General features: G+C 62.1%; 28 protein-coding genes. 13 read left to right on the forward strand and 15 right to left on the reverse strand.

Annotated elements, in window-relative coordinates; all coding sequences use genetic code 11:
• Positions 1-6: 6 nt before the first annotated feature.
• The 5 genes from AC19YX_RS08745 to AC19YX_RS08765 all read right to left on the reverse strand — a co-directional run bounded on the left by AC19YX_RS08745 (position 7) and on the right by AC19YX_RS08765 (position 5,360).
• A complete protein-coding gene (locus tag AC19YX_RS08745; protein WP_020299313.1) occupies positions 7-1,116 on the reverse strand; it encodes a flagellar basal body P-ring protein FlgI in 1,110 nt (369 codons plus the stop codon).
• A 15-nt stretch (positions 1,117-1,131) separates the two neighbouring features.
• Positions 1,132-1,827: a flagellar basal body L-ring protein FlgH gene (flgH, locus tag AC19YX_RS08750; protein ID WP_078470969.1), complete on the reverse strand. Its 696-nt coding sequence runs from the start codon at positions 1,825-1,827 to the stop codon at positions 1,132-1,134.
• A gap of 55 nt (positions 1,828-1,882) precedes the next feature.
• Positions 1,883-2,668, reverse strand: a complete 786-nt coding sequence (gene flgG, locus AC19YX_RS08755; protein ID WP_020299315.1) for a flagellar basal-body rod protein FlgG — start codon at positions 2,666-2,668, stop codon at positions 1,883-1,885.
• A gap of 45 nt (positions 2,669-2,713) precedes the next feature.
• Positions 2,714-3,454: a flagellar basal body rod protein FlgF gene (locus AC19YX_RS08760; protein WP_020299316.1), complete on the reverse strand. Its 741-nt coding sequence runs from the start codon at positions 3,452-3,454 to the stop codon at positions 2,714-2,716.
• A gap of 340 nt (positions 3,455-3,794) precedes the next feature.
• On the reverse strand, positions 3,795-5,360 hold the full coding sequence (locus AC19YX_RS08765; RefSeq protein WP_078470967.1) for a sigma-54-dependent transcriptional regulator: 1,566 nt from the start codon (positions 5,358-5,360) through the stop codon (positions 3,795-3,797).
• A 293-nt stretch (positions 5,361-5,653) separates the two neighbouring features.
• On the opposite strand from AC19YX_RS08765, the gene phhA reads away from it, so the two are divergent.
• From phhA to AC19YX_RS08795, 6 genes are all read left to right on the forward strand, one after another.
• Entirely contained in the window at positions 5,654-6,445 is a 792-nt protein-coding gene (phhA, locus tag AC19YX_RS08770; RefSeq protein ID WP_078470966.1) for a phenylalanine 4-monooxygenase, read from the forward strand.
• 69 nt (positions 6,446-6,514) lie between these two features.
• The gene (locus AC19YX_RS08775) at positions 6,515-6,871 is read left to right on the forward strand and encodes a 4a-hydroxytetrahydrobiopterin dehydratase (protein ID WP_078470965.1); all 357 of its coding nucleotides are present in this window, start codon (positions 6,515-6,517) and stop codon (positions 6,869-6,871) included.
• On the forward strand, positions 6,871-8,067 hold the full coding sequence (locus AC19YX_RS08780) for an amino acid aminotransferase (protein ID WP_201130005.1): 1,197 nt from the start codon (positions 6,871-6,873) through the stop codon (positions 8,065-8,067). The genes AC19YX_RS08775 and AC19YX_RS08780 overlap by 1 nt, the downstream gene beginning before the upstream one ends.
• 238 nt (positions 8,068-8,305) lie before the next feature.
• Positions 8,306-8,434: a hypothetical protein gene (locus AC19YX_RS08785; RefSeq protein ID WP_020299321.1), complete on the forward strand. Its 129-nt coding sequence runs from the start codon at positions 8,306-8,308 to the stop codon at positions 8,432-8,434.
• A 36-nt stretch (positions 8,435-8,470) separates the two neighbouring features.
• Positions 8,471-8,701: a hypothetical protein gene (locus tag AC19YX_RS08790; RefSeq protein ID WP_500606067.1), complete on the forward strand. Its 231-nt coding sequence runs from the start codon at positions 8,471-8,473 to the stop codon at positions 8,699-8,701.
• Positions 8,702-8,817: 116 nt separating this feature from the next.
• The gene (locus AC19YX_RS08795; RefSeq protein WP_078470963.1) at positions 8,818-10,017 is read left to right on the forward strand and encodes an MFS transporter; all 1,200 of its coding nucleotides are present in this window, start codon (positions 8,818-8,820) and stop codon (positions 10,015-10,017) included.
• Here AC19YX_RS08795 and arfB read toward each other — a convergent pair.
• The 8 genes from arfB to AC19YX_RS08835 form a co-directional block, all read right to left on the reverse strand.
• Positions 10,014-10,427, reverse strand: a complete 414-nt coding sequence (gene arfB / locus AC19YX_RS08800; protein ID WP_078470962.1) for an alternative ribosome rescue aminoacyl-tRNA hydrolase ArfB — start codon at positions 10,425-10,427, stop codon at positions 10,014-10,016. The genes AC19YX_RS08795 and arfB overlap by 4 nt on opposite strands.
• A 154-nt stretch (positions 10,428-10,581) precedes the next feature.
• The gene (locus AC19YX_RS08805; protein ID WP_500606068.1) at positions 10,582-12,003 is read right to left on the reverse strand and encodes an amino acid permease; all 1,422 of its coding nucleotides are present in this window, start codon (positions 12,001-12,003) and stop codon (positions 10,582-10,584) included.
• A gap of 447 nt (positions 12,004-12,450) precedes the next feature.
• Positions 12,451-13,668, reverse strand: coding sequence for a 23S rRNA pseudouridine(2605) synthase RluB (rluB, locus tag AC19YX_RS08810; protein ID WP_020299326.1), 1,218 nt, complete (start codon positions 13,666-13,668; stop codon positions 12,451-12,453).
• Positions 13,669-13,818: 150 nt separating this feature from the next.
• Positions 13,819-14,007 (reverse strand): DUF1289 domain-containing protein, encoded by a 189-nt coding sequence (locus AC19YX_RS08815; protein ID WP_201130003.1) that lies wholly within the window; start codon positions 14,005-14,007, stop codon positions 13,819-13,821.
• 50 nt (positions 14,008-14,057) lie between these two features.
• Positions 14,058-15,071, reverse strand: a complete 1,014-nt coding sequence (gene scpB / locus AC19YX_RS08820; protein ID WP_500606069.1) for an SMC-Scp complex subunit ScpB — start codon at positions 15,069-15,071, stop codon at positions 14,058-14,060.
• Positions 15,072-15,083: 12 nt separating this feature from the next.
• On the reverse strand, positions 15,084-15,902 hold the full coding sequence (locus tag AC19YX_RS08825) for a segregation and condensation protein A (RefSeq protein ID WP_020299329.1): 819 nt from the start codon (positions 15,900-15,902) through the stop codon (positions 15,084-15,086).
• Positions 15,903-16,532: an L-threonylcarbamoyladenylate synthase gene (locus AC19YX_RS08830; RefSeq protein WP_020299330.1), complete on the reverse strand. Its 630-nt coding sequence runs from the start codon at positions 16,530-16,532 to the stop codon at positions 15,903-15,905.
• A gap of 13 nt (positions 16,533-16,545) precedes the next feature.
• Positions 16,546-17,406: a PHP domain-containing protein gene (locus AC19YX_RS08835; RefSeq protein WP_020299331.1), complete on the reverse strand. Its 861-nt coding sequence runs from the start codon at positions 17,404-17,406 to the stop codon at positions 16,546-16,548.
• Positions 17,407-17,493: 87 nt separating this feature from the next.
• Between AC19YX_RS08835 and AC19YX_RS08840 the strand changes: the two genes are divergently transcribed.
• From AC19YX_RS08840 to AC19YX_RS08865, 6 genes are all read left to right on the forward strand, one after another.
• The gene (locus AC19YX_RS08840) at positions 17,494-18,090 is read left to right on the forward strand and encodes a septation protein A (RefSeq protein WP_020299332.1); all 597 of its coding nucleotides are present in this window, start codon (positions 17,494-17,496) and stop codon (positions 18,088-18,090) included.
• Between the two features lies 1 nt (position 18,091).
• Positions 18,092-18,391 (forward strand): YciI family protein, encoded by a 300-nt coding sequence (locus AC19YX_RS08845; RefSeq protein WP_500606070.1) that lies wholly within the window; start codon positions 18,092-18,094, stop codon positions 18,389-18,391.
• 110 nt (positions 18,392-18,501) lie between these two features.
• Positions 18,502-18,912 (forward strand): SH3 domain-containing protein, encoded by a 411-nt coding sequence (locus tag AC19YX_RS08850; protein WP_078470958.1) that lies wholly within the window; start codon positions 18,502-18,504, stop codon positions 18,910-18,912.
• A 7-nt stretch (positions 18,913-18,919) separates the two neighbouring features.
• Positions 18,920-19,597 (forward strand): response regulator transcription factor, encoded by a 678-nt coding sequence (locus AC19YX_RS08855; RefSeq protein ID WP_500606071.1) that lies wholly within the window; start codon positions 18,920-18,922, stop codon positions 19,595-19,597.
• Positions 19,598-19,873: 276 nt separating this feature from the next.
• A complete protein-coding gene (locus tag AC19YX_RS08860; protein WP_020299336.1) occupies positions 19,874-20,311 on the forward strand; it encodes a hypothetical protein in 438 nt (145 codons plus the stop codon).
• Between the two features lie 63 nt (positions 20,312-20,374).
• On the forward strand, positions 20,375-21,709 hold the full coding sequence (locus AC19YX_RS08865; protein ID WP_078470957.1) for a sensor histidine kinase: 1,335 nt from the start codon (positions 20,375-20,377) through the stop codon (positions 21,707-21,709).
• A 78-nt stretch (positions 21,710-21,787) separates the two neighbouring features.
• Here the strand turns inward: AC19YX_RS08865 and AC19YX_RS08870 are convergent, their stop codons facing one another.
• Positions 21,788-22,354 carry a nitroreductase family protein gene (locus tag AC19YX_RS08870; protein WP_500606072.1) on the reverse strand — a complete coding sequence of 189 codons (567 nt, stop codon included), beginning with the start codon at positions 22,352-22,354 and terminating at the stop codon, positions 21,788-21,790.
• Between the two features lie 163 nt (positions 22,355-22,517).
• Between AC19YX_RS08870 and AC19YX_RS08875 the strand changes: the two genes are divergently transcribed.
• A complete protein-coding gene (locus tag AC19YX_RS08875) occupies positions 22,518-23,972 on the forward strand; it encodes a TrkH family potassium uptake protein (protein ID WP_020299339.1) in 1,455 nt (484 codons plus the stop codon).
• On the opposite strand, the gene AC19YX_RS08880 is transcribed toward AC19YX_RS08875, so the two are convergent.
• Positions 23,929-24,990, reverse strand: coding sequence for an AraC family transcriptional regulator (locus tag AC19YX_RS08880; protein ID WP_078470955.1), 1,062 nt, complete (start codon positions 24,988-24,990; stop codon positions 23,929-23,931). The genes AC19YX_RS08875 and AC19YX_RS08880 overlap by 44 nt on opposite strands.
• Positions 24,991-25,107: the final 117 nt, after the last annotated feature.

Below are 25,107 nucleotides of genomic sequence, written 5' to 3' on the forward strand. Positions count from 1 at the left end.
CCTACCTCAAATCACAATCAGGTCGGCTTGCAACGCGCCAGCCTGTTTCAACGCTTCAAGGATCGCCATCAAGTCACCCGGCGCTGCGCCGACCTGATTCACCGCCCGCACGATCTCGTCCAGGGTGGTGCCCGGGCCGAATTTGAACATCGGCTTGGCTTCTTGCTGGGCGTTGACCCGCGAGCGCGGCACGACGGCCGTCTGCCCATTGGACAGCGGGCCCGGCTGGCTGACGATCGGGTCTTCGGTGATGGTCACGGTGAGGCTGCCGTGGGTCACGGCGGCCGGCGAAACCTTGACGTTCTGGCCGATCACGATGGTGCCGGTGCGGGAGTTGATGATGACCTTGGCCACCGCCTGCCCCGGATCGACTTCCAGGTTCTCGAGAATCGACAGGTAGTCCACGCGCTGGCTTGGATCGAGCGGCGCGGTCACCCGGATCGAACCGCCATCGATGGCCTGGGCCACGCCAGGGCCGAGCATGTCATTGATCTTGTCGACGATGCGCTTGGCGGTGGTGAAGTCGGAGCGGTTGAGGTTCAAGGTCAGGCTGTTGCCCTGATTGAAACCGCTCGGCACCGCACGCTCGACCGAGGCCCCGCCGGGGATGCGACCGGCCGACGGAACGTTGACGGTGATCTTCGAACCGTCGCGCCCCTCGGCATCAAAACCGCCCACTACCAGGTTGCCCTGGGCGATGGCGTAGACGTTGCCGTCGATACCCTTGAGCGGCGTCAGCAGCAAGGTGCCGCCGCGCAGGCTCTTGGAGTTGCCGATGGAGGACACGGTGATGTCCACCACCTGCCCCGGCTTGGCGAACGCCGGCAGGTCAGCGCTGATCGAGACCGCCGCGACGTTTTTCAACTGCACGTTGCCGGAACCGGCCGGCACCTTGATGCCGAACTGCGACAGCATGTTGTTGAAGGTCTGCAGGGTGAACGGTGTTTGGGTGGTCTGGTCGCCCGTACCGTTAAGCCCGACCACCAGGCCGTAGCCGATCAATTGGTTGGAACGCACGCCGGAAATACTGGCGATGTCCTTCAACCGCTCGGCCTGTACGCCAAGGGATGTGGACAGCAACAACACGGCCGCCATCAGGTGCTTGAAATTCAGCATTTGATTTTTCATCACCTAGAAAGGGAACAGCGGGCTTAGGAAAAAACGGTCGAACCAGCCCGGCTGGTTCGCATCGGCAAACGAACCGGTGCCCGAATAGGTAATGCGCGCATCGGCGACCCGGGTCGAGGACACGGTGTTGTCGGTGGCGATATCGTCGGCCCGCACCAACCCGGCAATCCGTACCAGCTCATCGCCGGTATTGAGGGTCATCCACTTCTCACCGCGCACGGCGATGATGCCGTTGGGCAGCACGTCGGCCACGGTGACCGTGATCGAACCGGTCAGGCTGTTGCTCTGGGCGGCCTTGCTGTCGCCCTTGGTGGCACGGTTGCCGCTGTATCCGGCATTCAAGGTCAGGTCGCCATCGCCCAGCGGGTTGTTGGTATTGGGCACGGCGCCGAACAGTGAACTCAGGCCGATGCTGTTGTTGCTGGTCTTGGTCAGCGCCGAGTTGGCCCCTTTGCTGGCCTGGGTCCGCTCGTTGAGGGTGATGGTGATGATGTCACCGACCCGGAACGCCTTGCGGTCGCCATAAAGGTTCTGCTCGAAGCCGGCCTGGTAGATCGAGCCGTTATTGGCAGCTGCAGGCAACGGCGTGCGCGGCAACACCGGCGCGTAGTACGGGTCATTGGGTTTCGGCGGCGGGCTGACACAGCCCGCGAGCACAGTGATCCCACTCAGCGTTAGAACACACACAAACCGATTCATGACCCTACCTCACGGTGTTGCAGGCGCGCCGTTCAAGGCCGCCTCGAAGACTTGATTACAGATTCTGCGTTACGAACGAGAGCATCTGGTCGGCGGTGGAAATCACCTTGGAGTTCATCTCGTAGGCACGTTGAGTGGTGATCATGTTGACCATCTCTTCAACGGTGCTGACGTTGGATGTTTCCAGGGTGTTCTGCAGCGTGGTGCCGAAACCGTTGAGGCCCGGGGTACCGATCTGCGGCGCGCCGCTGGCGGCGGTTTCCAGGAACAGATTGTTGCCCACGGCTTGCAGACCGGCCGGGTTGATGAAGTCGGCGGTTTGCAGGTTGCCGATCACTTGCGAAGCCGGGTTGCCGGCCACAGTGATGGAAACCGTGCCGTCCTGGCCTACGGTGAAGGTCTGGGCATCGTTGGGAACCACAACCGCAGGCTCCAGGGTGAAGCCGTTGGCGGTGACGATCTGGCCATTGGAGTCCAGGTGAAAGGTACCGTCACGGGTGTAGGACGTGGTGCCGTCCGGCTGCAGGATCTGGAAGAAACCACGACCGTTGACCGCCAGGTCGAGCGGCTGCTCGGTGGTCTGCAGGCTGCCGGCAGTGAAGTTCTTCTGGGTGCCGACGATGCGCACACCGGTACCGACTTGCAGGCCCGATGGCAGCTCGCTGTCCTGGGTCGACTGCGAACCAGGCTGACGCTTGATCTGATACAGCAGGTCCTGGAACTCGGCGCGATCACGTTTGAAACCCGTGGTCGAGACGTTCGCCAGGTTGTTGGAAATAACGGTCAGGTTGGTGTCCTGGGCGGACAGACCGGTTTTGGCAACCCATAGAGCCGGAAGCATTCGATTCTCCTCGTGCGCCTGTTTTACGGCGCTACGTACTGGTGATTAGCTGATCTGCAAGACCCGAGCCATGGCCTGGTCGTCTTCTTTCGCGGTGCTCATCATCTTGATGTGCAATTCAAACTGCTTGGACAAAGCCAGGACCGCGGTCATTTCTTCAACGGCATTGACGTTGCTCGACTCCAGGAAACCCGACACCAACTGCACATTGGCATCAGCCGGTGCGGCCTGGCCGTCCTTGGTCTGGATAGAACCGTCGAGGCCCTTGGTCATGCTTTTCAAATCCGGGTTGACCAGCTTGATGCGGTCGACTTCAGCCATCACCCGCGGGCCTTCGCCCATGGCGCGGATGCTGATGGTGCCGTCCTGGCCGATTTCGATCTTCTGCTCGGGCGGCACGGCGATCGGACCGCCATTGCCCATCACCGCCATGCCGTTGCCCGCCCGCAACACACCCAGGGCGTCAACATTCAGGCTGCCGGTGCGCACGTAGCTTTCCCCCCCATCGGGGTTCTGCACGGCAATCCAACCCTTGCCGCTGACGGCCACATCCAGCTCGCGACCGGTTTCCACCAGGGAGCCAGGCGTGAAGTCGGTGCCAGGACGTTCCGACATGGCAAAGGCGCGCGCCGGAAAGCTGTCACCGAACACCGGCATCGAACGCGCCTGCTCCAGGTCGCGCTGAAAACCGTTGGTGGAGATGTTCGCCAGATTGTTGGCATGAGCCTTTTGCGCCAGAGCATTCTGGCTGGCGCCGGTCATTGCCACGTAAAGGTACTTGTCCACAGTCTTTCCTCTGTCTGCCGGACGTTTGCCGCCCACCGCTGTACTGATGAGCCTTAAGCAATAAGCGCACCAACTTTTTTTAGAGCGATCAATCCCCAGGCGGAGCAAGGCTTTGGCGGGGCGGGGAGGAAATTCGGAGCGCGGCGAGAGACGGAAAAACGGCGGTCTTATGCCGCTAACGGCAAGTAACGGCCTGGATACACAGTTGCACCCGAGGTATTACGGCACTCACCGCTACACGTGTAGCCGCTGCCATGCGCAACGCCGCAGCTCTCCAGGCATCACTCCAGAACCCGCCCGAGCCCAGCATCCGAACTCGTCCCAAACCTATCCACATCGGCTACCGGTCGACAGGGGTTTTGCCGAGCTGATGATCACGCAATTTATTGGCGATGGTGGTGTGGGAAACCCCCAGGCGCTTGCCCAGCAGGCGGCTGCTCGGATGCTCGGCATACAGGCGCTCAAGCACCGTCTTTTCAAAACGCCCAACGATATCCTCCAAGCTGCCCTCCAGGGAAAAATCGCCAAGCGGCTGACGCACGCCATAGTCCGGCAAGCGAATATGCTCGGCCTTGACCAACGCCCCATCACATAACGAAACCGCCTGGAACAACACGTTCTCCAACTGCCGCACATTGCCCGGCCAATGGTAGTGGCTGAGCCGCTCCATGGCGGGCGGGGCCAGGGTCGGCAACGGGCAGCCGATCTGCCGGCTGGCCTGGTCAAGAAAGTGCTCCACCAGCGGTGCCAGACCGTCGAGGCATTCGCGCAATGGAGGGATATGCAGGGACAACACATTGAGCCGATGGTAAAGGTCCTGGCGAAACTCGCCGCGCGCGCAGAGCTCCGAAAGATCGACCTGGGTCGCGCAGATCACCCGCACATCCAGGTACACCTCCTCATCACTGCCTACTCGGCGGAAGCAGCCATCCTGCAAAAAGCGCAACAGCTTGACCTGCAGCCGCGGGCTCATCTCCCCGACCCCATCCAGAAACAGCGTGCCACCGGCGGTCAGTTCCAGCAGCCCGAGCTTGCCTTCAGCCCGCGCGCCCTCAAACGCACCCGGGCCGTAACCGAACAGCTCGGTCTCGGCCATCGACTCCGGCAACCCGGCGCAATTGAGCGCCATCAGCGGCGACTGCCCACGGGGGCTGGCCAGGTGGCAGGCTCGGGCCAGCAACTCCTTGCCGGTGCCGGTCTCGCCTTCGATCAACAGTGGCGCATCCAGCGGCGCCATGCGCCGCGCCTCGCGCACCACCGCCGCCATGACCTTGGAGCTCTGGAAGATACTGTCAAAGCCTCGCAGCTCCTGCTTGCGCACGTTATAGATGCGCTCACCGACCCGGTCCGCGCGGTGCAGGGTCAGGACCGCGCCCGCCAGCGCCTCGCTGTCGTCATGCTCCGATTGCAGGGGCGCGATATCCGCCAGAAACACATCCCCCTTGACCTTGACCCGCAGGCCGTTGATTCGCGACTTGCTGGCCCGTACCAGCTCCGGCAAATCAAAATCCTCGGCGTACCGCGACAGCGGGATCCCCGGCACCTCGTCCACCCGCACCCCGAGCAACTGCGCCGCCGCGCGGTTGGCGGCCACGATCGAACCGCCCATATCAATCGACAGCACCGGGAACTCCAAGGCACCAAGCAAGGCGTTGAGCTCCATATGCCGGCGCTCGCTGGGCATCAGCCCCACCCGCTTGACCCCGAACACCCCGGTAATGGACTCGAACTTGGGGCGCAAGGCCTGGAACTGCAGATTGATCAGGTTCGGGCAGTGCAGGTAGATCGCATTGCCGTGCTCCCCGCCCACCTCGCCCCGGGCCACGTTGATCCCGTACTCCACCAGCAGGTTGAGAATGTCGCGCAGGATGCCGATGCGATTTTGGCAGTGGACTTTGATCCGCATATAAAAGACCCGAAACAGGTAAAGAGAGGCATGAGCGCCAAAACCAGCGGCCCGCAGCGCCGACTTTTTCAGACGTGGCGCAAATAGACGTAAAGATTATGTGACAGCGATCGCCGTTATCAACTCAAGAAAACGCCATGATTACGCCACATAGGTCAATTCGTAACGAATACTTTACGATTCTTGATTAAAAAGCGCCTGCGAGGCGCCGGCGACCTGCTGCATGCTCCGGCACCTTGGAGTATCTCTAGCGTCATACATAACAAGAACGCAGCCCCTTGCAGGAGAGCAGCATGAAGCAGACGCAGTACGTGGCCCGCGAGCCCGACGCGCACGGTTTTATCGACTACCCGGCCGAAGAACATGCGGTGTGGAACACCCTGATCACTCGCCAACTCAAAGTGCTTGAAGGTCGCGCGTGCCAGGAATACCTGGACGGCATCGAAAAGCTCGGCCTGCCCCACGACCGCATCCCGCAGCTGGGCGAAATCAACAAGGTACTCGGTGAAACCACCGGTTGGCAGGTGGCCCGGGTTCCGGCGCTGATCCCCTTCCAGACCTTTTTTGAATTGCTCGCCAGCAAGCAGTTTCCCGTAGCCACGTTTATTCGCACCCGCGAAGAACTGGACTACCTGCAAGAGCCGGATATCTTCCACGAGATCTTTGGCCACTGCCCCTTGCTGACCAACCCCTGGTTCGCCGAATTCACCCACACCTACGGCAAGCTCGGCCTGCAGGCGACCAAGGAAGAACGGGTATACCTGGCGCGTCTGTACTGGATGACCATCGAGTTCGGCCTGGTCGACACCCCCCACGGCAAACGCATCTATGGCGGCGGGATTCTTTCGTCGCCCAAGGAAACTGTCTACAGCCTCTCCAACGAGCCCGAACACCAGGCCTTCAATCCCCTGGAAGCGATGCGCACGCCTTATCGCATCGATATCCTGCAGCCCTTGTATTTCGTCCTGCCAAGCCTTGAGCGCCTGTTCGACCTGGCCCATGAAGACATCATGGCCATGGTCCACCAGGGCATGCAGTTGGGCCTGCATCCACCCAAGTTCACGCCCAAGCCCAAGGCGGCCTGAGCAGATCACACTCGCGACGTGCCGCGAAAGATAGTAATTTCCAACAAGAATCGATTTCAGGAACACACCATGACCGCTCTGAACCAAGCCCATTGCGAAGCCTGCCGTGCCGATGCCCCCCAAGTCAGTGACGAAGAACTGCCGGTACTGATCAAGCAGATCCCCGACTGGAACATCGAAGTACGCGACGGCGTGATGCAGCTGGAAAAAGTCTTCCTGTTCAAAAACTTCAAATTTGCCCTGGCTTTCACTAATGCCATGGGTGAAATTTCCGAAGCCGAAGGTCACCACCCAGGCCTGCTCACCGAGTGGGGCAAAGTCACCGTGACCTGGTGGAGCCATTCCATTAAGGGCCTGCACCGCAACGACTTCATCATGGCCGCACGCACCGACGAAGTGGCCCAGACCGCAGAAGGACGCAAGTAATGCACTTCGACGCCATCGGCCGCGTACCCGGCGACCCGATTCTCGGCCTGATGGAGGCCTACGCCTCGGACAGCAACCCGCGCAAGTTCGACCTCGGCGTGGGGGTCTACAAGGACTCCCAGGGCCTGACGCCGATCCCGCAGTCGGTAAAACTGGCCGAGCAGCGCCTGGTCGAGCGCCAGACCACCAAGACCTACATCGGCGGCCACGGCAACGCGGCCTTCGGCAAGCTGGTCAATGAACTGGTGCTGGGTGCCGATTCCAAGCTGATCGCCGAGCAACGCGCGGGTGTTACCCAGACCCCGGGCGGCACGGGTGCCCTGCGGCTGTCGGCCGATTTTATCGCCCAATGCCTGCCCGGCCGCGGCATCTGGCTGAGCAACCCGACCTGGCCGATCCACGAAACCATCTACGCCACCGCCGGACTCAAGGTCAGTCATTACCCCTATGTCGGCAGCGACAACCGCCTGGACGTGGAGGCGATGCTCGCCACCCTGAAGCAGGCTCCCAAGGGCGACGTGGTACTGCTGCATGCCTGCTGCCACAACCCGACCGGCTTCGACCTTTCCCATGACGACTGGCGCCGGGTGCTGGAAGTGGTACGCGCTCGCGAGCTGCTACCCCTGATCGACTTCGCCTACCAGGGTTTTGGCGACGGCCTGGAACAGGATGCCTGGGCTGTACGGCTGATGGCCTCCGAGCTGCCGGAACTGCTGATTACCAGTTCCTGCTCAAAGAACTTCGGCCTGTACTCCGACCGCACCGGCGCGCTGATCGTCTGTGCCAAGAATGCGGAAAAACTCACGGACATTCGCAGCCAGCTGGCCAATATCGCGCGCAACCTGTGGTCCACCCCACCGGATCACGGCGCGGCGGTGGTGGCGACCATCCTCGGCGACCCCGAGCTGAAAAGCCTGTGGGCCGACGAAGTGGAAGCCATGCGCCAACGCATCGCCCAGTTGCGTGCCGGACTGGTAGAAGCCCTGCAACCCCACGGGTTGGCCGAGCGCTTTGCTCATATCGGCGTGCAGCGCGGGATGTTTTCCTACACCGGGCTGTCGCCAGCCCAGGTCAAGGAACTGCGCGACCACCACAGCGTGTACATGGTCAGCTCCGGCCGGGCCAACGTCGCTGGCATCGATGCCACCCGTCTCGACCTGCTGGCCGACGCCATCGCCAAGGTCTGCAAGGCCTGATCCTCGTCACCCTCCAGTGCCTGCCCCGAACCGGCAGGTGCTGGCGGAATGACCTTTCCCAAAGGCCACCGACAGCTCCCGCCCCAAGCCGGAATCGAGCCTTGATGAAATCCCTTTCATCTCCATAGGCGCAATAAACATCTTTTTGTCATTTGCACTGCTGTATCCTGCCCAAGCTTTTTAAAAGCGCGGATCTACCCAGCGATTTAAAAAACAGACCTTGCGAGGAGCAACGAACATGCATGAGATTCCTAATCTCCCCTTCCCAAGCCTGCACGAAACTGAGCAGACAACCCCGCAACAAGCCAGTGCGCAAAAACCTGAAGTGAAAGAAGCCGAAAGCCGTAAGGCCGACAGCAAAGACTAAAGAGCACTGCCCAGACCGTGTGGAAAGCGCAAACTGATGCGCTTTCCACACAGCCTGAATCCCCCGCCCCGCGAGCCCCGAACCATGACCGACTCCTTCAGCGACACCCAGGCCAGCGTGCTGCTCGGCACCACCGAGAAGATGATCGATGTCTGGAACCGCCTCTCCCCGGAAAAACAGGCCGCCCTGTTGGCGCGCTTCGGCACCCAGGAAAACGCCCTCGCGGCCCTGGTGACCACTCAATTGCTGGCCCCGGCAACACGTTGATACCGCCCCTGCCATAGAAACATCGCGACGCCACGTCGATTTCTCCCCCTGCATCCCTGCAAGCATCGGTATCATAAGCAGCCTATCTATCCTGCCGTGCCAGTGGACCTTTACCCATGCCAGATACCCAGCGACCCATGGCGGTCACGCTGCAAGTCGTTTCCATCGTCCTTTTCACCTTTATCGGTTACCTCAACATCGGCATCCCCCTGGCCGTCTTGCCCGGTTACGTGCACAGCGACCTGGGCTTTGGCGCCGTGATCGCCGGGCTGGTGATCAGCGTGCAATACCTGGCCACCCTCCTCAGCCGGCCCTATGCCGGACGCATGATCGACAACCTCGGCAGCAAACGCGCAGTGATGGTCGGCCTGGCCGGCTGTGGCCTGAGCGGCGTGTTCATGCTGCTTTCGGCCTGGCTGCACACACTGCCGGGCCTGAGCCTGGCCTGCCTGCTGGTGGGCCGTCTGGTGCTGGGCAGCGCGGAGAGCCTGGTGGGTTCCGGCGCCATTGGCTGGGGCATCGGTCGGGTCGGCGCGCAGAACACGGCCAAGGTCATTTCCTGGAACGGCATTGCCAGCTATGGCGCCCTGGCTATCGGTGCACCGTTCGGCGTGTTTCTGGTGGGTCAGCTGGGCTTGTGGAGCATGGGGGTCAGCATCATTCTCCTGGCCCTGCTCGGCCTGGCCCTGGCCTGGCCGAAAGTCGCGGCGCCGATCGTGGTCGGCGAACGCCTGCCGTTCATGCATGTGCTGGGCCGGGTATTGCCCCACGGGTGCGGCCTGGCCCTGGGCTCGATCGGCTTTGGCACCATCGCCACCTTTATCACCCTTTACTACGCCACTCAGCACTGGTCGAACGCGGTGCTGTGCCTGAGCCTGTTCGGCGCCAGCTTTATCGGTGCGCGCCTGTTGTTCGGCAACCTGATCAACCGCCTGGGGGGCTTTAGGGTGGCGATTGCCTGCCTGTCGGTGGAAACCCTGGGGCTCTTGCTGCTGTGGCTGGCACCGGATGCCCACTGGGCCCTGGCCGGAGCGGCGCTGAGCGGTTTTGGCTTCTCTCTGGTATTCCCGGCGCTGGGGGTCGAGGCGGTCAACCTGGTGCCGGCCTCCAGTCGCGGGGCGGCGGTGGGTGCCTACTCGCTGTTCATCGACCTGTCCCTGGGCATCACCGGGCCGCTGGCCGGGGCGATTGCCGCCGGTTTCGGTTTTGCCTCGATCTTTCTGTTCGCCGCCATTGCTGCCTGCAGCGGCCTGATCCTCAGCGTCTATCTGTACCGTCAGGCGCCGAAGTACCGCCAGGAACGCGCGGGCCGCTAGAAGTCCACCCGGCCGCGGCCGGCCTTGATGTCGCCGCGCTTGGACTTGGATTCCAGGCGGCGCTTTTTCGAGCCCAGGGTCGGCTTGGTCGGGCGGCGCTTCTTTTCCACCTTGGTCGCGCTGAGGATCAACTCGGTCAAGCGCTCCAGGGCATCGGCGCGGTTCTGCTCCTGGGTTCGGTACTGCTGGGCCTTGATCACGATCACACCGTCACTGGTGATGCGACTGTCACGCAGCGCCAGCAGCCGCTCCTTGTAGAACGGCGGCAGGGACGAGGCCGGAATATCAAAGCGCAGGTGCACGGCACTGGAGACCTTGTTGACGTTCTGCCCACCCGCGCCCTGGGCACGAATCGCCGTCAACTCGATCTCGGCATCCGGCAGATGCACGTTGTTGGAAATCACCAGCATGAAAAACCATCCGCGTTCAGGGCCCACAGGATACCCATTTGTATCGCCGCAGGCTCGCCGGCAAACGCCGGCCAAGATCGCCGGGCGTCCGCAAGCCCACTCCCAGAAACGAAAAACCCGGCCAGGGCCGGGTTTTTCAGAGCCATTCAAGGGCTTACTTGATCGACGAACTCAGGGTTTGCACAGCTGGTTGCTCACTGCGCTTGCCTTTGATCAGGTAGCAGACCCACATAAAGACCAGCCACACCGGAATCGCGTACACCGAGATCTGGATTCCCGGAATCAGCAGCATGATGCCGAGGATAAACACCACGAACGCCAGGCAGACAAAGTTGCCGTAGGGGTACCACAGCGCCTTGAACAGTGAGATCTGCCCGGTGCGGTTCATGTGCTGGCGGAACTTGAAGTGCGAGTAGCTGATCATCGCCCAATTGATCACCAGGGTCGCGACCACCAGCGACATCAACAGCTCCAGCGCGTGCTGCGGAATCAGGTAGTTGAGCACCACGGCGACGAAAGTCACCAGGGCCGAGGCCAGGATCGAACGCACCGGTACGCCGCGCTTGTCGATCTTGGCCAGAGCCTTGGGCGCATCGCCCTGCTCGGCCATGCCCAACAACATGCGGCTGTTGCAGTAGGTGCCGCTGTTGTACACCGACAAGGCCGCAGTCAGGACCACAAAGTTGAGGATGTGCGCCGCCGTATCGCTGCCCAGCATCGAGAACACCTGGACGAACGGGCTGCCACTGTAGGCATCGCCGGAGGCATTGAGGCTCACCAGCAGGCTGTCCCAAGGGGTCAGGGACAGCAGCACCACCAGGGCACCGATGTAGAAAATCAGGATCCGGTAGATCACCTGATTGATTGCCTTGGGAATCACGGTTTTCGGCTGGTCGGCTTCCGCTGCGGTAAAGCCGAGCATCTCCAGGCCACCAAAGGAAAACATGATGATCGCCATGGCCATGACCAGGCCGCTGACGCCATTGGGGAAAAAGCCGCCGTGTTCCCACAGGTTGCTCACCGAGGCTTGCGGGCCACCGTGGCCGCTGACCAGCAGGTAGCTGCCCAGGGCGATCATGCCGACAATCGCCACCACTTTGATAATGGCGAACCAGAACTCGGCCTCGCCGAAGACTTTGACGTTGGCCAGGTTGATCGCGTTGATCAGCACGAAGAACACCGCGGCCGAAGCCCAGGTCGGCACGTGCGGCCACCAGTAGTGCACGTACTTGCCGACCGCGGTCAGCTCCGACATGCCCACCAGGATGTACAGGATCCAGCAGTTCCAGCCCGACAGGAAACCGGCGAAGCCGCCCCAGTATTTATGGGCGAAGTGGCTGAAAGAGCCGGCAACCGGCTCCTCGACGATCATCTCGCCCAACTGGCGCATGATCATGAAGGCGATAAAGCCGCAGATGGCGTAGCCGAGGATCATCGACGGGCCGGCGGATTTGAGCACGCCGGCGGATCCGAGGAACAAGCCGGTACCGATCGCGCCACCCAGGGCGATCAGTTGAATATGGCGATTTTTCAGGCCGCGTTTCAGCTCGCCTGAATGCGAGTTCTGTCCACTCATTGAAAAGGTCTCACGCAAGGTTTGATGATGTTCGATAGGCGTTGCTGCAAGGCGTTGGCTAAGCAGCGCAGATCAAACCCCAGCGCAGGCACCAGGAGTTCAGCGTTTGTTTAACGGTCATACGTCACCTGTTTGTTTTTATCTGTGACGAAATCGAACCCACCACGCTTGTGACGCGGCGGAATGAACAAGGCGGATAGCCCTGAATGTATTGCTCGTCGAGCTGGTAGCCAGCGGCGGAAGACAAGCCTTCGAACCGCGTCGGCACCAGTAGATCAGACGCAAAATGCGCGGATACGCAGTTGGGTCACAGTTAAAACGCCGCGCATTGTACACCCCTGATCCCCTGCTGCCAGACACTGCGACATCAGCGCCCCTCTGCACTGCCAGGCAAAAAAAAACGCCAACCCTGAGGTTGGCGCTTTTCACTTGCGGCTTAGGCCTGCCTCACTCCGGCTTGCGACGACCAAAGCCCGGACGCTGGCCGGAACCGGCTGGTGCGCCACGACGCTTGCCCGATGGCGCATCGCGGTCGACCAGGACAATGCCCGGACGCTTGGACTTCGGCGCCGGCTTGGCCGGACGCTTGGTGTCGCTTGGACGGTCGGCCACGGGCGTGCCACGACCCGACTCACCACGACCGGCCGCCGGACGTGGAGTGCGTGGTCCGCGCTCGCCATCCTGACGCGCTGCCGGCTTGCGCCCTGGGCGCTCGCCTTCGATGTGCGGCTCACGCGCGGGACGGGCGCCGCCTGCGGCTGGAGCACCGGCAGCAGGACGCAGGGTGCGCACGCGCTCGCTCTTGCCCACCGGGCGCGAGGATTTACGCTGCATGCGTTCCAGCTTGTCCTTGCTCTTGGCGTTCAACTGCGGCATAGCCACCGGCGTCAGGCCAACCTCGGCACTGAGGATATCCACCTCGTACTGAGTCATTTCACGCCAGCGGCCCATCGGCAGATCGGAATTGAGGAACACCGGACCGAAACGCACACGTTTCAGGCGGCTGACCACCAGGCCCTGGGATTCCCACAGGCGACGCACTTCACGGTTACGGCCTTCCATCACCACGCAGTGGTACCAGTGGTTGAACCCTTCACCCCCTGGCGCCTGCTTGATGTCGGTGAACTTGGCCGGGCCGTCTTCGAGCACAACACCGGCTTTCAGGCGTTCGATCATCTCGTCGTCGACTTCGCCACGCACACGTACCGCGTATTCACGGTCCATTTCGTAGGAAGGGTGCATCAGGCGGTTGGCCAACTCACCGTCGGTGGTGAACATCAGCAAGCCCGTGGTGTTGATGTCCAGGCGACCGATGTTGATCCAGCGACCCTCTTTCGGGCGCGGCAGCTTGTCGAACACGGTTGGACGGCCTTCAGGGTCGTCACGGGTGCAGATCTCGCCGTCGGGTTTGTTGTACATGATCACGCGGCGCACCGATTCGGCGGCCTCTTCGCGCTTGATCACCTTGCCATCGATGGAAATGGCGTCATGCAGGTCGACGCGCAGGCCAAGGGTGGCGTCTTTGCCATTGACCTTGATCCGGCCCTGGCTGATCCAGGACTCTACGTCGCGGCGCGAGCCAACGCCGATACGGGCGAGGACTTTCTGCAGTTTTTCGCCTGCTGGGCCGATTTCCTGGCTGTCTTTCTGGTCGTTGTCACTCATCTGGGCACCTCCCGGTGTGTCGATTCAGGCGGTGAGTGGCCTGAAACGTGTAAAAACAGGTCTTGTGGCGAAGGGATCGCCAAAGGGTCGCGAATCATACGCTCATGGCGCCGGTTGCGCATCACAGACTAGTTGATATGTCGCGAGGGGCTACTTTTTCCGCCGACCGGTGGCGCCCAGGGCCAACAGGCGCAATTCGGCCTCGGCCAGGACGCTGCGCTTGTCGACCTTGTCGAGCTTCTTCCAGGCCTTGATCTCGCGCTTGCTGCGCCCACAACCGATGCAGATATCGTCGCTGAACTTGCAGACACTGATACAGGGGTCTTTGGTGGAGCTCATGGGCCTTCTCCAGTAATCGCGATGGCCGGCAGCCCGACCCCAGAAAAGGATCAGTCTTCCAGCAAGCGTCTTTCATTCTCGATGGCTTCGGCCAAGGCCAGGGCCTCGGCTTCTTCATCACTCAGGCTGGGGGCCGGTGGCTCCAGGGCAGCCACGGCAGCCAGCAACTTGGCGCGCGCCTCTGCCACGCCCAGCACATCGTCATCGGTTTCGACTTCCAGTCTGGCGTCAGGTTCGACCTCAAGCACCGCCTCGACCTCGACGACAACTTCAACAGCCACCTCGACCGGCACATCGGGCTCGGGCGCAAGCCCGCTCTCGACGCTGAACTCGGAGGAATCCGGGGCGCCATCGCGCAGCAGGTCATCGAAGTCGGTCTTGATCCCTTCCTCCATCGAATCCAGCTCCAGCAGCAAAGTGTGGAAACTGGTTTCTTCCTTGGGCTCCTCCGGCTCGGCACTGGCATCGGCCAGGGCCTGCAGATTTTCCGGCACCGGGGCGTCGTCGAACTCGAGCACCGGCTCGACTTCCATCTCGCGCAACTCCGCCAGGGGTGGCAGGTCGTCGAGGTTTTTCAGGTTGAAGTGGTCGAGAAACACCTTGGTGGTGGCAAACATCGCCGGCTTGCCCGGTACATCACGGTAGCCGACGACTCGGATCCACTCACGTTCAAGCAAGGTCTTGACGATATGGCTGTTGACCGCAACCCCACGCACATCCTCGATTTCGCCCCGGGTAATCGGCTGGCGGTAGGCGATCAGTGCCATGGTTTCGAGCATGGCCCGCGAGTAACGCTGCGGGCGCTCCTCCCAAAGTCGCCCGACCCAGGGGCTGAATTTCTCGCGGATCTGCAACCGATAACCGGAGGCCACTTCCTTGAGTTCAAAGGCCCGGCCGTCGCAGGACTTGGCCAGCAGCGTCAGCGCTTTTTTGAACACGGCCGGCTCCGGCCGCTCACCCTCTTCGAAGAGTTCGAACAGGCGATCCAGGGATTGGGGCTTTCCCGAGGCCAACAGAAAGGCTTCAAGCAGCGGCGCCAGCTCGCGGGGTTCAGTCAGATTCATTGTTTCAGCTCGTTATTCGGCTCGCGCCCGCACATGGATCGCCGCAAAGGGCTCATTCTGCACCAGCTCGACCAGGGATTCCTTGACCAGCTCGAGAATCGCCATAAAGGTCACCACGACCCCCAGGCGCCCTTCCTCGGCGGTGAACAGCTCGACGAAGGGCACGAAACCGCCGCCCTTGAGCCGCTCCAGCACATCACTCATGCGCTCGCGGGTCGACAGCGCTTCGCGGCTGACCTGGTGGCTCTCGAACATGTCGCCCCGGCGCAGCACCTCGGCCATGGACATCAGCAACTCTTCCAGGCTCACGTCCGGCAGCAGCTTGCGGGCCCGGGCCTCGGGGGCGTCCAGCTTGGGCACGACCACGTCGCGACCGACCCGGCTCAGGTTATCGATGCCTTCGGCGGCAGCCTTGAAGCGCTCGTACTCCTGCAGGCGACGGATCAGCTCGGCGCGCGGATCGTCTTCTTCCTCTTCGATCTCGGCAGAGCGCGGCAGCAGCATCCGCGACTTGATCTCGGCCAGCATGGCCGCCATCACCAGGTACTCGGCTGCCAACTCCAGGCGCACCGACTGCATCAGCTCGACATAACCCATGTACTGACGGGTAATTTCCGCCACCGGGATATCGAGGATGTTGATGTTCTGTTTACGGATCAGGTACAGCAGCAGGTCCAGCGGTCCCTCAAAGGCCTCGAGAAAGACCTCCAGGGCGTCCGGCGGGATGTACAGGTCCAGGGGCATTTCCAGCACCGCCTGGCCATAGACCATGGCGAAGGGCAGTTCTTGCTGGGCGCCTGCCTGGTCGTCGACGGTTTGTACTGCGGACATCTAGGCCTCGGCCATGAACGGCGCAGGGTCGCCGCAACCGATGCGGATCACTTCCGGCTCGCCATCGGCCAGGTTGATCACCGTCGACGATTCGGTGCTGCCGAAACCGCCATCGATGATCAGGTCCACCTGATGTTCGAGCAACTGGCGCATTTCATAAGGATCGTTCAACGCCTCGCTTTCGCCGGGCATGATCAGGCTGACGCTCATCAGCGGCTCGCCGAGCTCGGCCAGCAGGGCCAGGGCAATCGGGTTGCGCGGCACCCGCAGGCCGATGGTGCGCCGCTTGGGGTGCAGCAACAGCCGCGGTACTTCGCGAGTGGCGTTGAGAATGAAGGTGTAAGGCCCCGGCACATAGGCCTTGAGCAGGCGGAACGTGCCGGTGTCGATCTTGGCGAACAGACCCAATTGCGACAGGTCGCTGCAGATCAGCGCGAAGTTGTGCTTATCGTCCAATTGACGCAAGCGTCGCACCCGCTCGATGGCGCCCTTGTCGCCCATCTGGCAACCGACGGCATACGACGAATCGGTGGGGTAGATCACCACCCCGCCGGCACGGATGATTTCAACCGCCTGTTTGATCAGGCGCGGTTGTGGGTTCTCCGGATGTATCTGGAAAAATTGACTCACTGTCTCTACCTGTTCAGGCGGCAATAATTGGGTCATGTTTGAATCGACACCAAAGCGGCGGCAGATCCTCCGGAACCGGGCGGTATTCGCCTATTTCGGACCAGCCTCCAGGACCATGGAAATCACTGCCGGCACTGACCAGCAGACCGAACTCACGCGCAAGAATCGCCAGGCTGCCCACTTGTTCCGCAGGCTGATGGCCATTGACCACTTCGATAGCGTGGCCACCCGCTTGAATATAGTCGGCAATCAGGCGACGACGCTTGCTGCGGGTGAAATCGTAATGCCAGGGGTGCGCCAGGCTAACCCAGGCACCCGCTGCACGCAGGGTGCCGACGGTGTCTTCCAGGGTCGGCCAATGCTGCTTGACGTCCCCCAGCTTGCCGGCCCCCAGCCACTTGCGAAACGCTTCGGCGCGGTCCTTGACGTAGCCGGCACGCACCAGGTAGTCGGCAAAGTGCGGCCGCGCCGGGGCATTGCCGCTATCACCCAACTCCTGCTGGATGGCCCGGGCCCCTTCCAGGGCGTCCGGCATGCCTTTGAGCGCGAGTTTTCGGCTTATTTCTTCTGACCGCAGCCAGCGCCCATCGTGCAATTTGGCAATGGCCTCGACCAGCGCGGGGGCGTTGACATCAAAGCCGTAACCCAGGACATGGATGGTCGCGCCGCCCCAGGTGCAGGACAATTCAACGCCGTTGACCAGTTGCATACCCAGTTCGACCGCCGCGCGACGGGCCTCATCGAGCCCTTCCAGGGTGTCGTGGTCGGTCAGGGCCAGGACTCGCACGCCTTTTTCAAACGCACGCGCAACCAGTACCGCAGGCGCAAGAGCGCCGTCGGAGGCCGTGCTGTGGCAGTGCAAATCAACATTCACGGGACTGTTAAACCTCAAGTCAGCTGGCGCTTTCGCTACCATGGATGTTTGTTATTATGCCGCCACATCCTGCTTCTGGCTGCCATTGTGAAACAATTCATCGACTTCATCCCGCTGTTCCTGTTTTTCATCGTCTACAAAATCGATCCCCGCGTGGTCGACATTGCCGGTCAACAAGTGACCCTGGGCGGCATCTACAGCGCCACGGCGATGCTGATCATCAGCTCCCTGGTGGTCTACGGAGCCTTGTTCATCTCCCAGCGCAAACTGGAAAAAAGCCAATGGCTGACCCTGGTAGCCTGCCTGGTCTTCGGCAGCCTGACCCTGGCCTTCCACAGCGAAACCTTCCTCAAGTGGAAAGCCCCGGTGGTCAACTGGCTGTTCGCACTGGCCTTTATCGGCAGCCATTTCATCGGTGACCGCCTGCTGATCAAACGCATCATGGGCCACGCGCTGACCCTGCCGGACCCGGTCTGGACCCGACTGAACATCGCCTGGATCGGCTTTTTCCTGTTCTGCGGCGCCGCCAACCTGTTCGTCGCCTTCACCTTCCAGAGCATCTGGGTCGATTTCAAGGTGTTCGGCAGCCTGGGCATGACCCTGCTGTTCCTGGTCGCCCAGGGCATCTACCTGTCGCGCCATATGCATGACACCGAACCCACCACGCCGAAAACCGAGGACTGACATGCTTTACGCAATCATTGCCACAGACGTCGCAAACTCCCTGGAGAACCGCCTGGCCGCCCGCCCGGCGCATCTGGAGCGGCTGCAGCAGCTCAAGGCTGAAGGTCGCGTGATCCTGGCCGGGCCGCACCCGGCCGTCGACAGCAATGACCCGGGTGCCGCCGGTTTCACCGGCAGCCTGATCGTCGCTCAATTCGACTCGTTGAGCGCCGCCCAGGCCTGGGCCGATGCCGACCCGTACATCGCGGCAGGCGTCTACGCCAGTGTTTCGGTCAAGCCGTTCAAGCAAGTCCTGCCGTAAATCCTCTTCCACGCGATGAACCTTGTCGGTTCATCGCGTTCTCAATCGCTCATTATTCTCGTTTAACGGCCGACAACCTGCCCAACACTCGATTGGAATCAGGAGTTCCGATGCGCCAAGGTACGTTGTGTCTGCTGTTGGTCATGTTATCGATCGGGGCCGTTGCCCATGCCGAAGAAACCCAGGACTCGGGCCGCTCCACGCCTCTGTCCCTGAGTGCCGGCAGCCAGATCACCGAGTTGCAGCAACGCTTGAAAGAAAGCGAGCGGCTGCGTGATGAGTTGAGCAAACAACTGCAAAATGCCGATGCCGAACGCGAAAGTGCCCAGCTCGCCCGCTTGCGCCAGGAGAACCAGCGCCTCAAGCTGCAACTCAAGGAAGCCCAGGCCAGCCCGGTACCACGCCTGCTGACCGATCAGCAGCAATGGTTCGTGACAGGCGCAGGAGTGGCACTATTGGCCCTGCTCTGCGGTATCTTCGCCAGTGGTGGGCATCGAAAGCGTCGACAATGGCTAAATTGAGTGATGAATGAGCGACCTGTTACTGATTGATGACGACCAGGAGCTGTGCGAACTCCTGACCAGTTGGCTGAGCCAGGAAGGTTTCCAGGTTCGGGCCTGCCACGATGGCCAGAGCGCCCGCCGCGCCCTGGCCGACAGTGCACCGGCTGCCGTGGTGCTGGACGTGATGCTGCCCGACGGCAGCGGCCTGGAATTGCTCAAGCAACTGCGCAACGATCACCCTGACCTGCCGGTGCTGATGCTGTCGGCTCGCGGCGAACCGCTGGATCGCATCCTCGGCCTGGAACTGGGCGCCGACGACTATCTGGCCAAACCGTGCGACCCGCGCGAGCTCACCGCCCGCCTGCGCGCCGTGTTGCGTCGCAGCCATCCGGCCGCGGGGTCGAGCCAGATGGAACTGGGCGACCTGTGCTTCAGCCCGATCCGGGGCGTGGTCAGCATCGATCAGCAGGACATCACCCTCACTGTCTCCGAAAGCCGCCTGCTCGAAGCCCTGCTCAAGCAGCCCGGCGAACCGCTGGATAAACAGGAACTGGCGCAGATCGCCCTGGGCCGCAAGCTGACCCTGTACGACCGCAGCCTGGACATGCACGTCAGCAACCTGCGTAAAAAGATCGGCCCCTACCCCGACGGCCGGCCGCGGATCGTCGCCCTGCGCAGCCGCGGCTACTACTACAGCCTGTAAGACCGTGCGCTGGCGGACGATGTCGCACAGGCGCTGCAGCCGATAGGCCCGTTCCCCCCACTCCCATCGTCCGCCGGGGCACCCATGAAGGCCCCGGCCGAACCCGGCCCGAGCCTATCGGCAGCGGCCACAGGCGTTCATCTCCGGTGGAGAATTGTCAGGCCGGGGGATTTTCGTCTTTACCCAAGCTTTACCCTTCGCTGACTGCCGCTGACCTTGATCTGCGTAACCTGAACTCATCCGGAACTGACCGGGAATGAGACAAGGAGACACACCATGCGCAAGACCCTTATCGCTCTGATGTTCGCCGCTGCCCTGCCGACCGTGGCCATGGCCATGCCTGAAGGCGCAGGCCCGATGGGGCCGATGGACGGCCCACGCCACAGCGAGCACATGCGCGGCAAAGGCCCTTTCAGCCAACTGGATCTGAGCCGTGAACAGCGCCAGCAGATTGGCAAGCTGATGGGTGAGCAGATGCACGAACGCAAGCAACTGGTCGAGAAGTATCTGGAAAAACTGTCCCCAGCCGACCAGAAGGCCATGAAGGACGAGATCGCCGCCAAGAAACAGAAAACCGAAGCGGACATCCGGGCGGTGCTCAAGCCGGATCAGCAGAAAGAGTTCGACGCGATCCAGAAGAAACAGGCTGAGCGTCGTGCCGAATGGGCCGAGTTCAAGGCCTGGAAAGCGCAGCAACCGCAAAAAGCGCAATAATGCGTTAGCGTTTCCCCAGCCCAGTGGCCCCCCCACTGGGCTTTTCCTGTTTGAGGATTTCCTGTGCGTTCATTGTTCTGGCGCATCCTGGCCAGCTTCTGGCTGGCCATCGCCCTGGTTGCAGGGCTGTCGATCCTGCTTGGGCACATGTTGAATCAGGACGCCTGGATTCTCAGCCGTCATCCGGGCCTCAACACCCTGGCCCAGGAGTGGACGCAAAGCTACGAAGCCCAGGGCGAGGATGCCGCCCAGGAGATCCTGCAGCAGCGCAAGCGCCAGTACCATATCGACGTGCAGGTGCTCAATGACAGCGGTGATCCGGTGGTACGCGGCACCTTCCCCAAGCGTGCAGCCGCCTTCGAGGCGCGCCAGAACAGCGATGATCGGCATCTGCCGTGGCGCCGCCTGACCGACGAATACACCAGCCCCAAGACTGGCGACACCTACCTGCTGATTTACCGTATCCCGCACCCTGAGCTCGACGCCTGGCACCGCGACAGCCTGATGTGGCCCTTGAGCGCCCTGGCCATCGCCCTGGTGGTACTGACGTTGTTCAGCCTGTTGGTGACCCTGTCCATCACCCGCCCCCTGAGCCGCCTGCGGGTTGCGGTGCATGACCTGGGCCAGGCCACCTACCAGCAGAACAGCCTGGCCCGGCTGGCTGCCAGGCGTGACGAGTTCGGCGTGCTGGCCAACGATTTCAACCGCATGGGTTCGCGCCTGCAAAGCCTGATCGGCAGCCAGCGCCAGTTGCTGCGGGATGTCTCCCACGAACTGCGCTCGCCCCTGGCCCGGCTGCGCATCGCCCTGGCCCTGGCCGAACGCGCCGAGCCTGCGGAACGCGAACGGCTGTGGCCGCGATTGACCCGGGAATGCGACCGCCTGGAAGCCCTGATCAGTGAAATCCTGGTCCTGGCGCGGGTCGACGCCGACAACGCCAGTGCTGAAGACGTGGACCTCAACGCCTTGCTCGGCAACTTGCAGAAAGATGCGCAACTTGCCTGCCCCGAGCAAAGCGTGCGCATCGAAGCCGAACCCGGCCTGCTGCTCAAAGGCTGGCCGACCATGATCGAGCGCGCCATGGACAACCTGCTGCGCAATGCCCAGCGGTTCAACCCGGACGGCCAATCGATCGAGGTATTGGCGTTGCGCCAGGGAGAAAAGATCGTACTCAGCGTGCGTGATCATGGCCCTGGCGTGGAGGCCGAACACCTGGGGCAACTGGGCGAGCCGTTCTATCGCGCCCCCGGGCAAACGGCGGCGGGCCATGGGCTGGGCTTGGCGATTGCGCGTCGCGCGGCGGAGCGCCACGGCGGCAGCCTGATCCTGGCCAATCACCCGGAAGGCGGTTTTATTGCCAGCCTGGAGTTGCCACTGGAACCGGGGGCGGTGGCCTAGTACTGAATGCAACGGGCCCCTGCCTGGAGTGGCAGGGGCCCGTTCAGCGATCAGCGGCATTTAGCCCCATTGCTTGAGTCAGCCCTGGCCCGACCAGGCGCTGACAAACTCCGCCGTGTCGACCTGGGGCGCCACGCGGGGTTCGTTCTGCGGCGTGCCCAGGTACAGGAAGGCAATGATCTCCTCGCCTTCACCCAGGCCCAGGCCCTTGGCGACATGGGCCGAATAGGACAGCTCTCCGGTACGCCATACGGCACCGATGCCCTGAGCGTAGGCCGCCAGCAAAATACCGTGGGCGGCACAACCGGCAGCCAGCAGTTGCTCGCTCTTGGGCACTTTGAAGTGCTCCTGCAAACGGGCCACCACCACAACCACCAGCGGCGCACGCAACGGCATGGCACGGGCCTTGTCCAGCGCCGCCTGGGTCACCTCGCCGCCCTGCAATTGCACGGCTTCGGCCAGCAACTCGCCCATCTGCTCGCGAGCCGCGCCTTCGACCGTCAGAAACCGCCACGGCCGCAATTGGCCATGATCCGGAGCACGCAGAGCCGCGGCGAACAGCGCTTCACGCTGGGCGGCATCCGGCGCCGGGTCGAGCAGGCGCGGTACGGAAACACGGTTGAGCAAAACGTCGAGAGCCTCCATCGGCCACCTCCTGCAAAAAATGTCCGGCCATTCTAGGGGCAGTTGACGTTTGGCGACAGGCCGCAACCGCGCCCCACGGCCAAACGCCGAGGGGGCCCCGGTTTACATGCCCCGCCCCGCAGGTAGAATGGGCGCCCTTCAGTTATCAGCCCGAGCGGACTTCATGGCGTTGCCGACCTTACGGATCATTGGTTTCATCATCGGCATCTTCCTGATCACCCTGGCCATCGCCATGGTCATCCCGATGGCAACCCTGGTGATTTTCGAGCGCACGGGCGATCTGCCGTCGTTCCTCTGGGCCAGCATGATCACCTTTATCGCCGGCCTGGCGCTGGTGATCCCCGGGCGCCCGGAGCATGTGCACCTGCGTCCGCGCGACATGTACCTGCTGACCGTATCGAGCTGGCTGGTGGTGTGCATCTTCGCCGCCCTGCCGTTTCTGCTGACCCAGCACATCAGCTATACCGATTCGTTTTTTGAAAGCATGTCCGGCATCACTGCCACCGGTTCCACGGTGCTCAGCGGCCTGGACACCATGTCCCCGGGCATTCTGATGTGGCGCTCGCTGCTGCACTGGCTTGGCGGCATCGGCTTTATCGGCATGGCGGTGGCGATCCTGCCACTGCTGCGCATCGGGGGCATGCGCCTGTTCCAGACCGAGTCTTCGGACCGCTCGGAGAAAGTCATGCCCCGCTCGCACATGGTGGCGCGGCTGATTGTGGCGGCTTATGTCGGTATCACTATCCTCGGCAGCTTGGCCTTCTGGTGGGCCGGGATGACCCCGTTCGACGCCATCAATCACGCGATGTCGGCTATTTCCACCGGTGGTTTCTCCACGTCCGACGAATCCCTGGCCCACTGGAAACAACCGGCGGTGCATTGGGTGGCGGTGGTGGTGATGATTCTGGGCAGCCTGCCGTTCACCCTGTATGTCGCCACTTTGCGTGGCAACCGCCGGGCGCTGCTCAAGGACCAGCAAGTGCAAGGCCTGCTCGGCCTGCTGCTGGTCACCTGGCTGGTACTCGGCACCTGGTACTGGTGGACCACCAACCTGCACTGGCTGGATGCCCTGCGCCACGTGGCGTTGAACGTGACCTCGGTGGTCACCACTACCGGTTTTGCCCTGGGCGACTACAGCCTGTGGGGCAACTTCTCGCTGATGCTGTTCTTTTACCTGGGGTTTGTCGGCGGCTGCTCCGGCTCAACGGCAGGCGGGATCAAGATCTTCCGCTTCCAGGTGGCCTATATCCTGCTCAAGGCCAACCTTAACCAGCTGATTCACCCGCGCGCGGTGATCAAGCAGAAATACAACGGCCATCGCCTCGACGAGGAGATCGTGCGTTCGATCCTGACCTTCTCGTTTTTCTTCGCCATCACCATCTGCATGATCGCCCTGGCCCTATCCCTGCTCGGGGTGGACTGGATGACGGCCCTGACCGGTGCCGCCAGTACGGTGTCCGGCGTCGGCCCGGGGCTGGGCGAGACCATCGGCCCGGCCGGCAACTTCTCGACCCTGCCAGACGCAGCGAAGTGGATCCTGTCCCTGGGCATGCTGCTCGGGCGCCTGGAAATCATTACGGTGTTCGTGCTGTGTATTCCGGCGTTCTGGCGTCACTGACCAGAGCTGAATCCTGCAACAGCCGCGCCCGATATTCGCCGGGCGTGGCATCGAACCAGCGGCGGAACGCGCGGAAGAAGTTGCTCGGATCGGCAAACCCCAGCAAATAGGCGATCTCCAGCAAAGTCATGCTTGGCTGGGCCAGGTACTGCTCGGCCAACTCACGGCGGGTGTCATCGAGCAGGGTCTGGAAGCTGGTGCCCTCTTCCTGCAGCCGCCGTTGCAGGGTGCGCTGGGACAGGTGCAGGGTCTGGGCCACCATCTCGCGCTTCGGTTCGCCCTGGGGCAGCAGTCGGCACAACACCTGGCGCGCCTTGTGGGTTACCCGGCTTTCGGAAAACCGCGCCAGGTATTCGCCGGCAAAGCGATCGTGCAACAGGGCCATGGCCTCATTGGCCGTCGGCAGCGGCGCTTCCATGTCGCCCCGCTCGAATATCAGCGCATCGTAGGGCGCGTTGAACACCAGCGGTGCATGAAAAGCGTGTTTATAGGGCTCCAGGTCCGCAGGCGGAGCGCCCTGGACCAACACCTTGCGCGGCTGCAAGGTGCGTCCGGTCAGCCAGCCGCACAGGGCCAGGGCGCAGGCCAGGGAGGCTTCGGCACTTTGCCGGGTCGGCGGCAGATGATCGCCATGCACGGTCAGAATCAGTGCATAGCCTTCAGGTAAAAGTCGAAAACTCAAATCAGCGCTTTCGGCAATGATGCGTTGATAGCGCACCAATCGCTCGAAACCCTCGGCCAGGGTGCGACTGGACATCAAGGCATAACCGGCCACATGAAACGACGCCGGGCGCACCACCTTGCCCATGTTCAGGCCGATCGCCGGGTTGCCCGACAGCTCGACCGCGCGCTGCCACAGGCGGGTCATCGAGTCCTGGGGGAAACGTGCATCAGGGTCGTCCAGCGATCCATAGTCGAGGCCCAGCTGCTTGAACAATGCACGGCAGTCGAGGCCGTCCATCTCCAGCGCTTTGACAATTCCCATCGCCCAGCTTGCAGAAGTCGTTCGTTCGCTCATGGCGTTTTCTTACATGGTGAGCCGCATGCTACGGCCAGATTTGCAAGGATACTAAAGTGGCGCCCATTGTCACTGGCTACATCCATTGATGACTCTAGACTCAAATAAACTCCCCGC

The sequence above is a fragment of the Pseudomonas sp. MF09150 genome, assembly GCF_059862355.1.

What these genes read in the sequence shown, in the direction of transcription:
- AC19YX_RS08785 (WP_020299321.1), top strand. Translation starts at nt 8,306, where the DNA reads ATGCATGAGATTCCTAATCTCCCCTTCCCAAGCCTGCACGAAACTGAG.
- AC19YX_RS08860 (WP_020299336.1), top strand. Translation starts at nt 19,874, where the DNA reads ATGCGCAAGACCCTTATCGCTCTGATGTTCGCCGCTGCCCTGCCGACC.
- scpB (WP_500606069.1), bottom strand. Translation starts at nt 15,071, where the DNA reads ATGAATCTGACTGAACCCCGCGAGCTGGCGCCGCTGCTTGAAGCCTTT.
- AC19YX_RS08855 (WP_500606071.1), top strand. Translation starts at nt 18,920, where the DNA reads ATGAGCGACCTGTTACTGATTGATGACGACCAGGAGCTGTGCGAACTC.
- AC19YX_RS08745 (WP_020299313.1), bottom strand. Translation starts at nt 1,116, where the DNA reads ATGCTGAATTTCAAGCACCTGATGGCGGCCGTGTTGTTGCTGTCCACA.
- AC19YX_RS08875 (WP_020299339.1), top strand. Translation starts at nt 22,518, where the DNA reads ATGGCGTTGCCGACCTTACGGATCATTGGTTTCATCATCGGCATCTTC.
- AC19YX_RS08765 (WP_078470967.1), bottom strand. Translation starts at nt 5,360, where the DNA reads ATGCGGATCAAAGTCCACTGCCAAAATCGCATCGGCATCCTGCGCGAC.
- AC19YX_RS08870 (WP_500606072.1), bottom strand. Translation starts at nt 22,354, where the DNA reads ATGGAGGCTCTCGACGTTTTGCTCAACCGTGTTTCCGTACCGCGCCTG.
- flgG (WP_020299315.1), bottom strand. Translation starts at nt 2,668, where the DNA reads ATGCTTCCGGCTCTATGGGTTGCCAAAACCGGTCTGTCCGCCCAGGAC.
- AC19YX_RS08790 (WP_500606067.1), top strand. Translation starts at nt 8,471, where the DNA reads ATGCGCTTTCCACACAGCCTGAATCCCCCGCCCCGCGAGCCCCGAACC.
- AC19YX_RS08775 (WP_078470965.1), top strand. Translation starts at nt 6,515, where the DNA reads ATGACCGCTCTGAACCAAGCCCATTGCGAAGCCTGCCGTGCCGATGCC.
- arfB (WP_078470962.1), bottom strand. Translation starts at nt 10,427, where the DNA reads ATGCTGGTGATTTCCAACAACGTGCATCTGCCGGATGCCGAGATCGAG.
- AC19YX_RS08815 (WP_201130003.1), bottom strand. Translation starts at nt 14,007, where the DNA reads ATGAGCTCCACCAAAGACCCCTGTATCAGTGTCTGCAAGTTCAGCGAC.
- AC19YX_RS08805 (WP_500606068.1), bottom strand. Translation starts at nt 12,003, where the DNA reads ATGAGTGGACAGAACTCGCATTCAGGCGAGCTGAAACGCGGCCTGAAA.
- AC19YX_RS08850 (WP_078470958.1), top strand. Translation starts at nt 18,502, where the DNA reads ATGCGCCAAGGTACGTTGTGTCTGCTGTTGGTCATGTTATCGATCGGG.
- flgH (WP_078470969.1), bottom strand. Translation starts at nt 1,827, where the DNA reads ATGAATCGGTTTGTGTGTGTTCTAACGCTGAGTGGGATCACTGTGCTC.
- AC19YX_RS08795 (WP_078470963.1), top strand. Translation starts at nt 8,818, where the DNA reads ATGCCAGATACCCAGCGACCCATGGCGGTCACGCTGCAAGTCGTTTCC.
- AC19YX_RS08845 (WP_500606070.1), top strand. Translation starts at nt 18,092, where the DNA reads ATGCTTTACGCAATCATTGCCACAGACGTCGCAAACTCCCTGGAGAAC.
- AC19YX_RS08825 (WP_020299329.1), bottom strand. Translation starts at nt 15,902, where the DNA reads ATGTCCGCAGTACAAACCGTCGACGACCAGGCAGGCGCCCAGCAAGAA.
- phhA (WP_078470966.1), top strand. Translation starts at nt 5,654, where the DNA reads ATGAAGCAGACGCAGTACGTGGCCCGCGAGCCCGACGCGCACGGTTTT.
- AC19YX_RS08780 (WP_201130005.1), top strand. Translation starts at nt 6,871, where the DNA reads ATGCACTTCGACGCCATCGGCCGCGTACCCGGCGACCCGATTCTCGGC.
- AC19YX_RS08880 (WP_078470955.1), bottom strand. Translation starts at nt 24,990, where the DNA reads ATGAGCGAACGAACGACTTCTGCAAGCTGGGCGATGGGAATTGTCAAA.
- rluB (WP_020299326.1), bottom strand. Translation starts at nt 13,668, where the DNA reads ATGAGTGACAACGACCAGAAAGACAGCCAGGAAATCGGCCCAGCAGGC.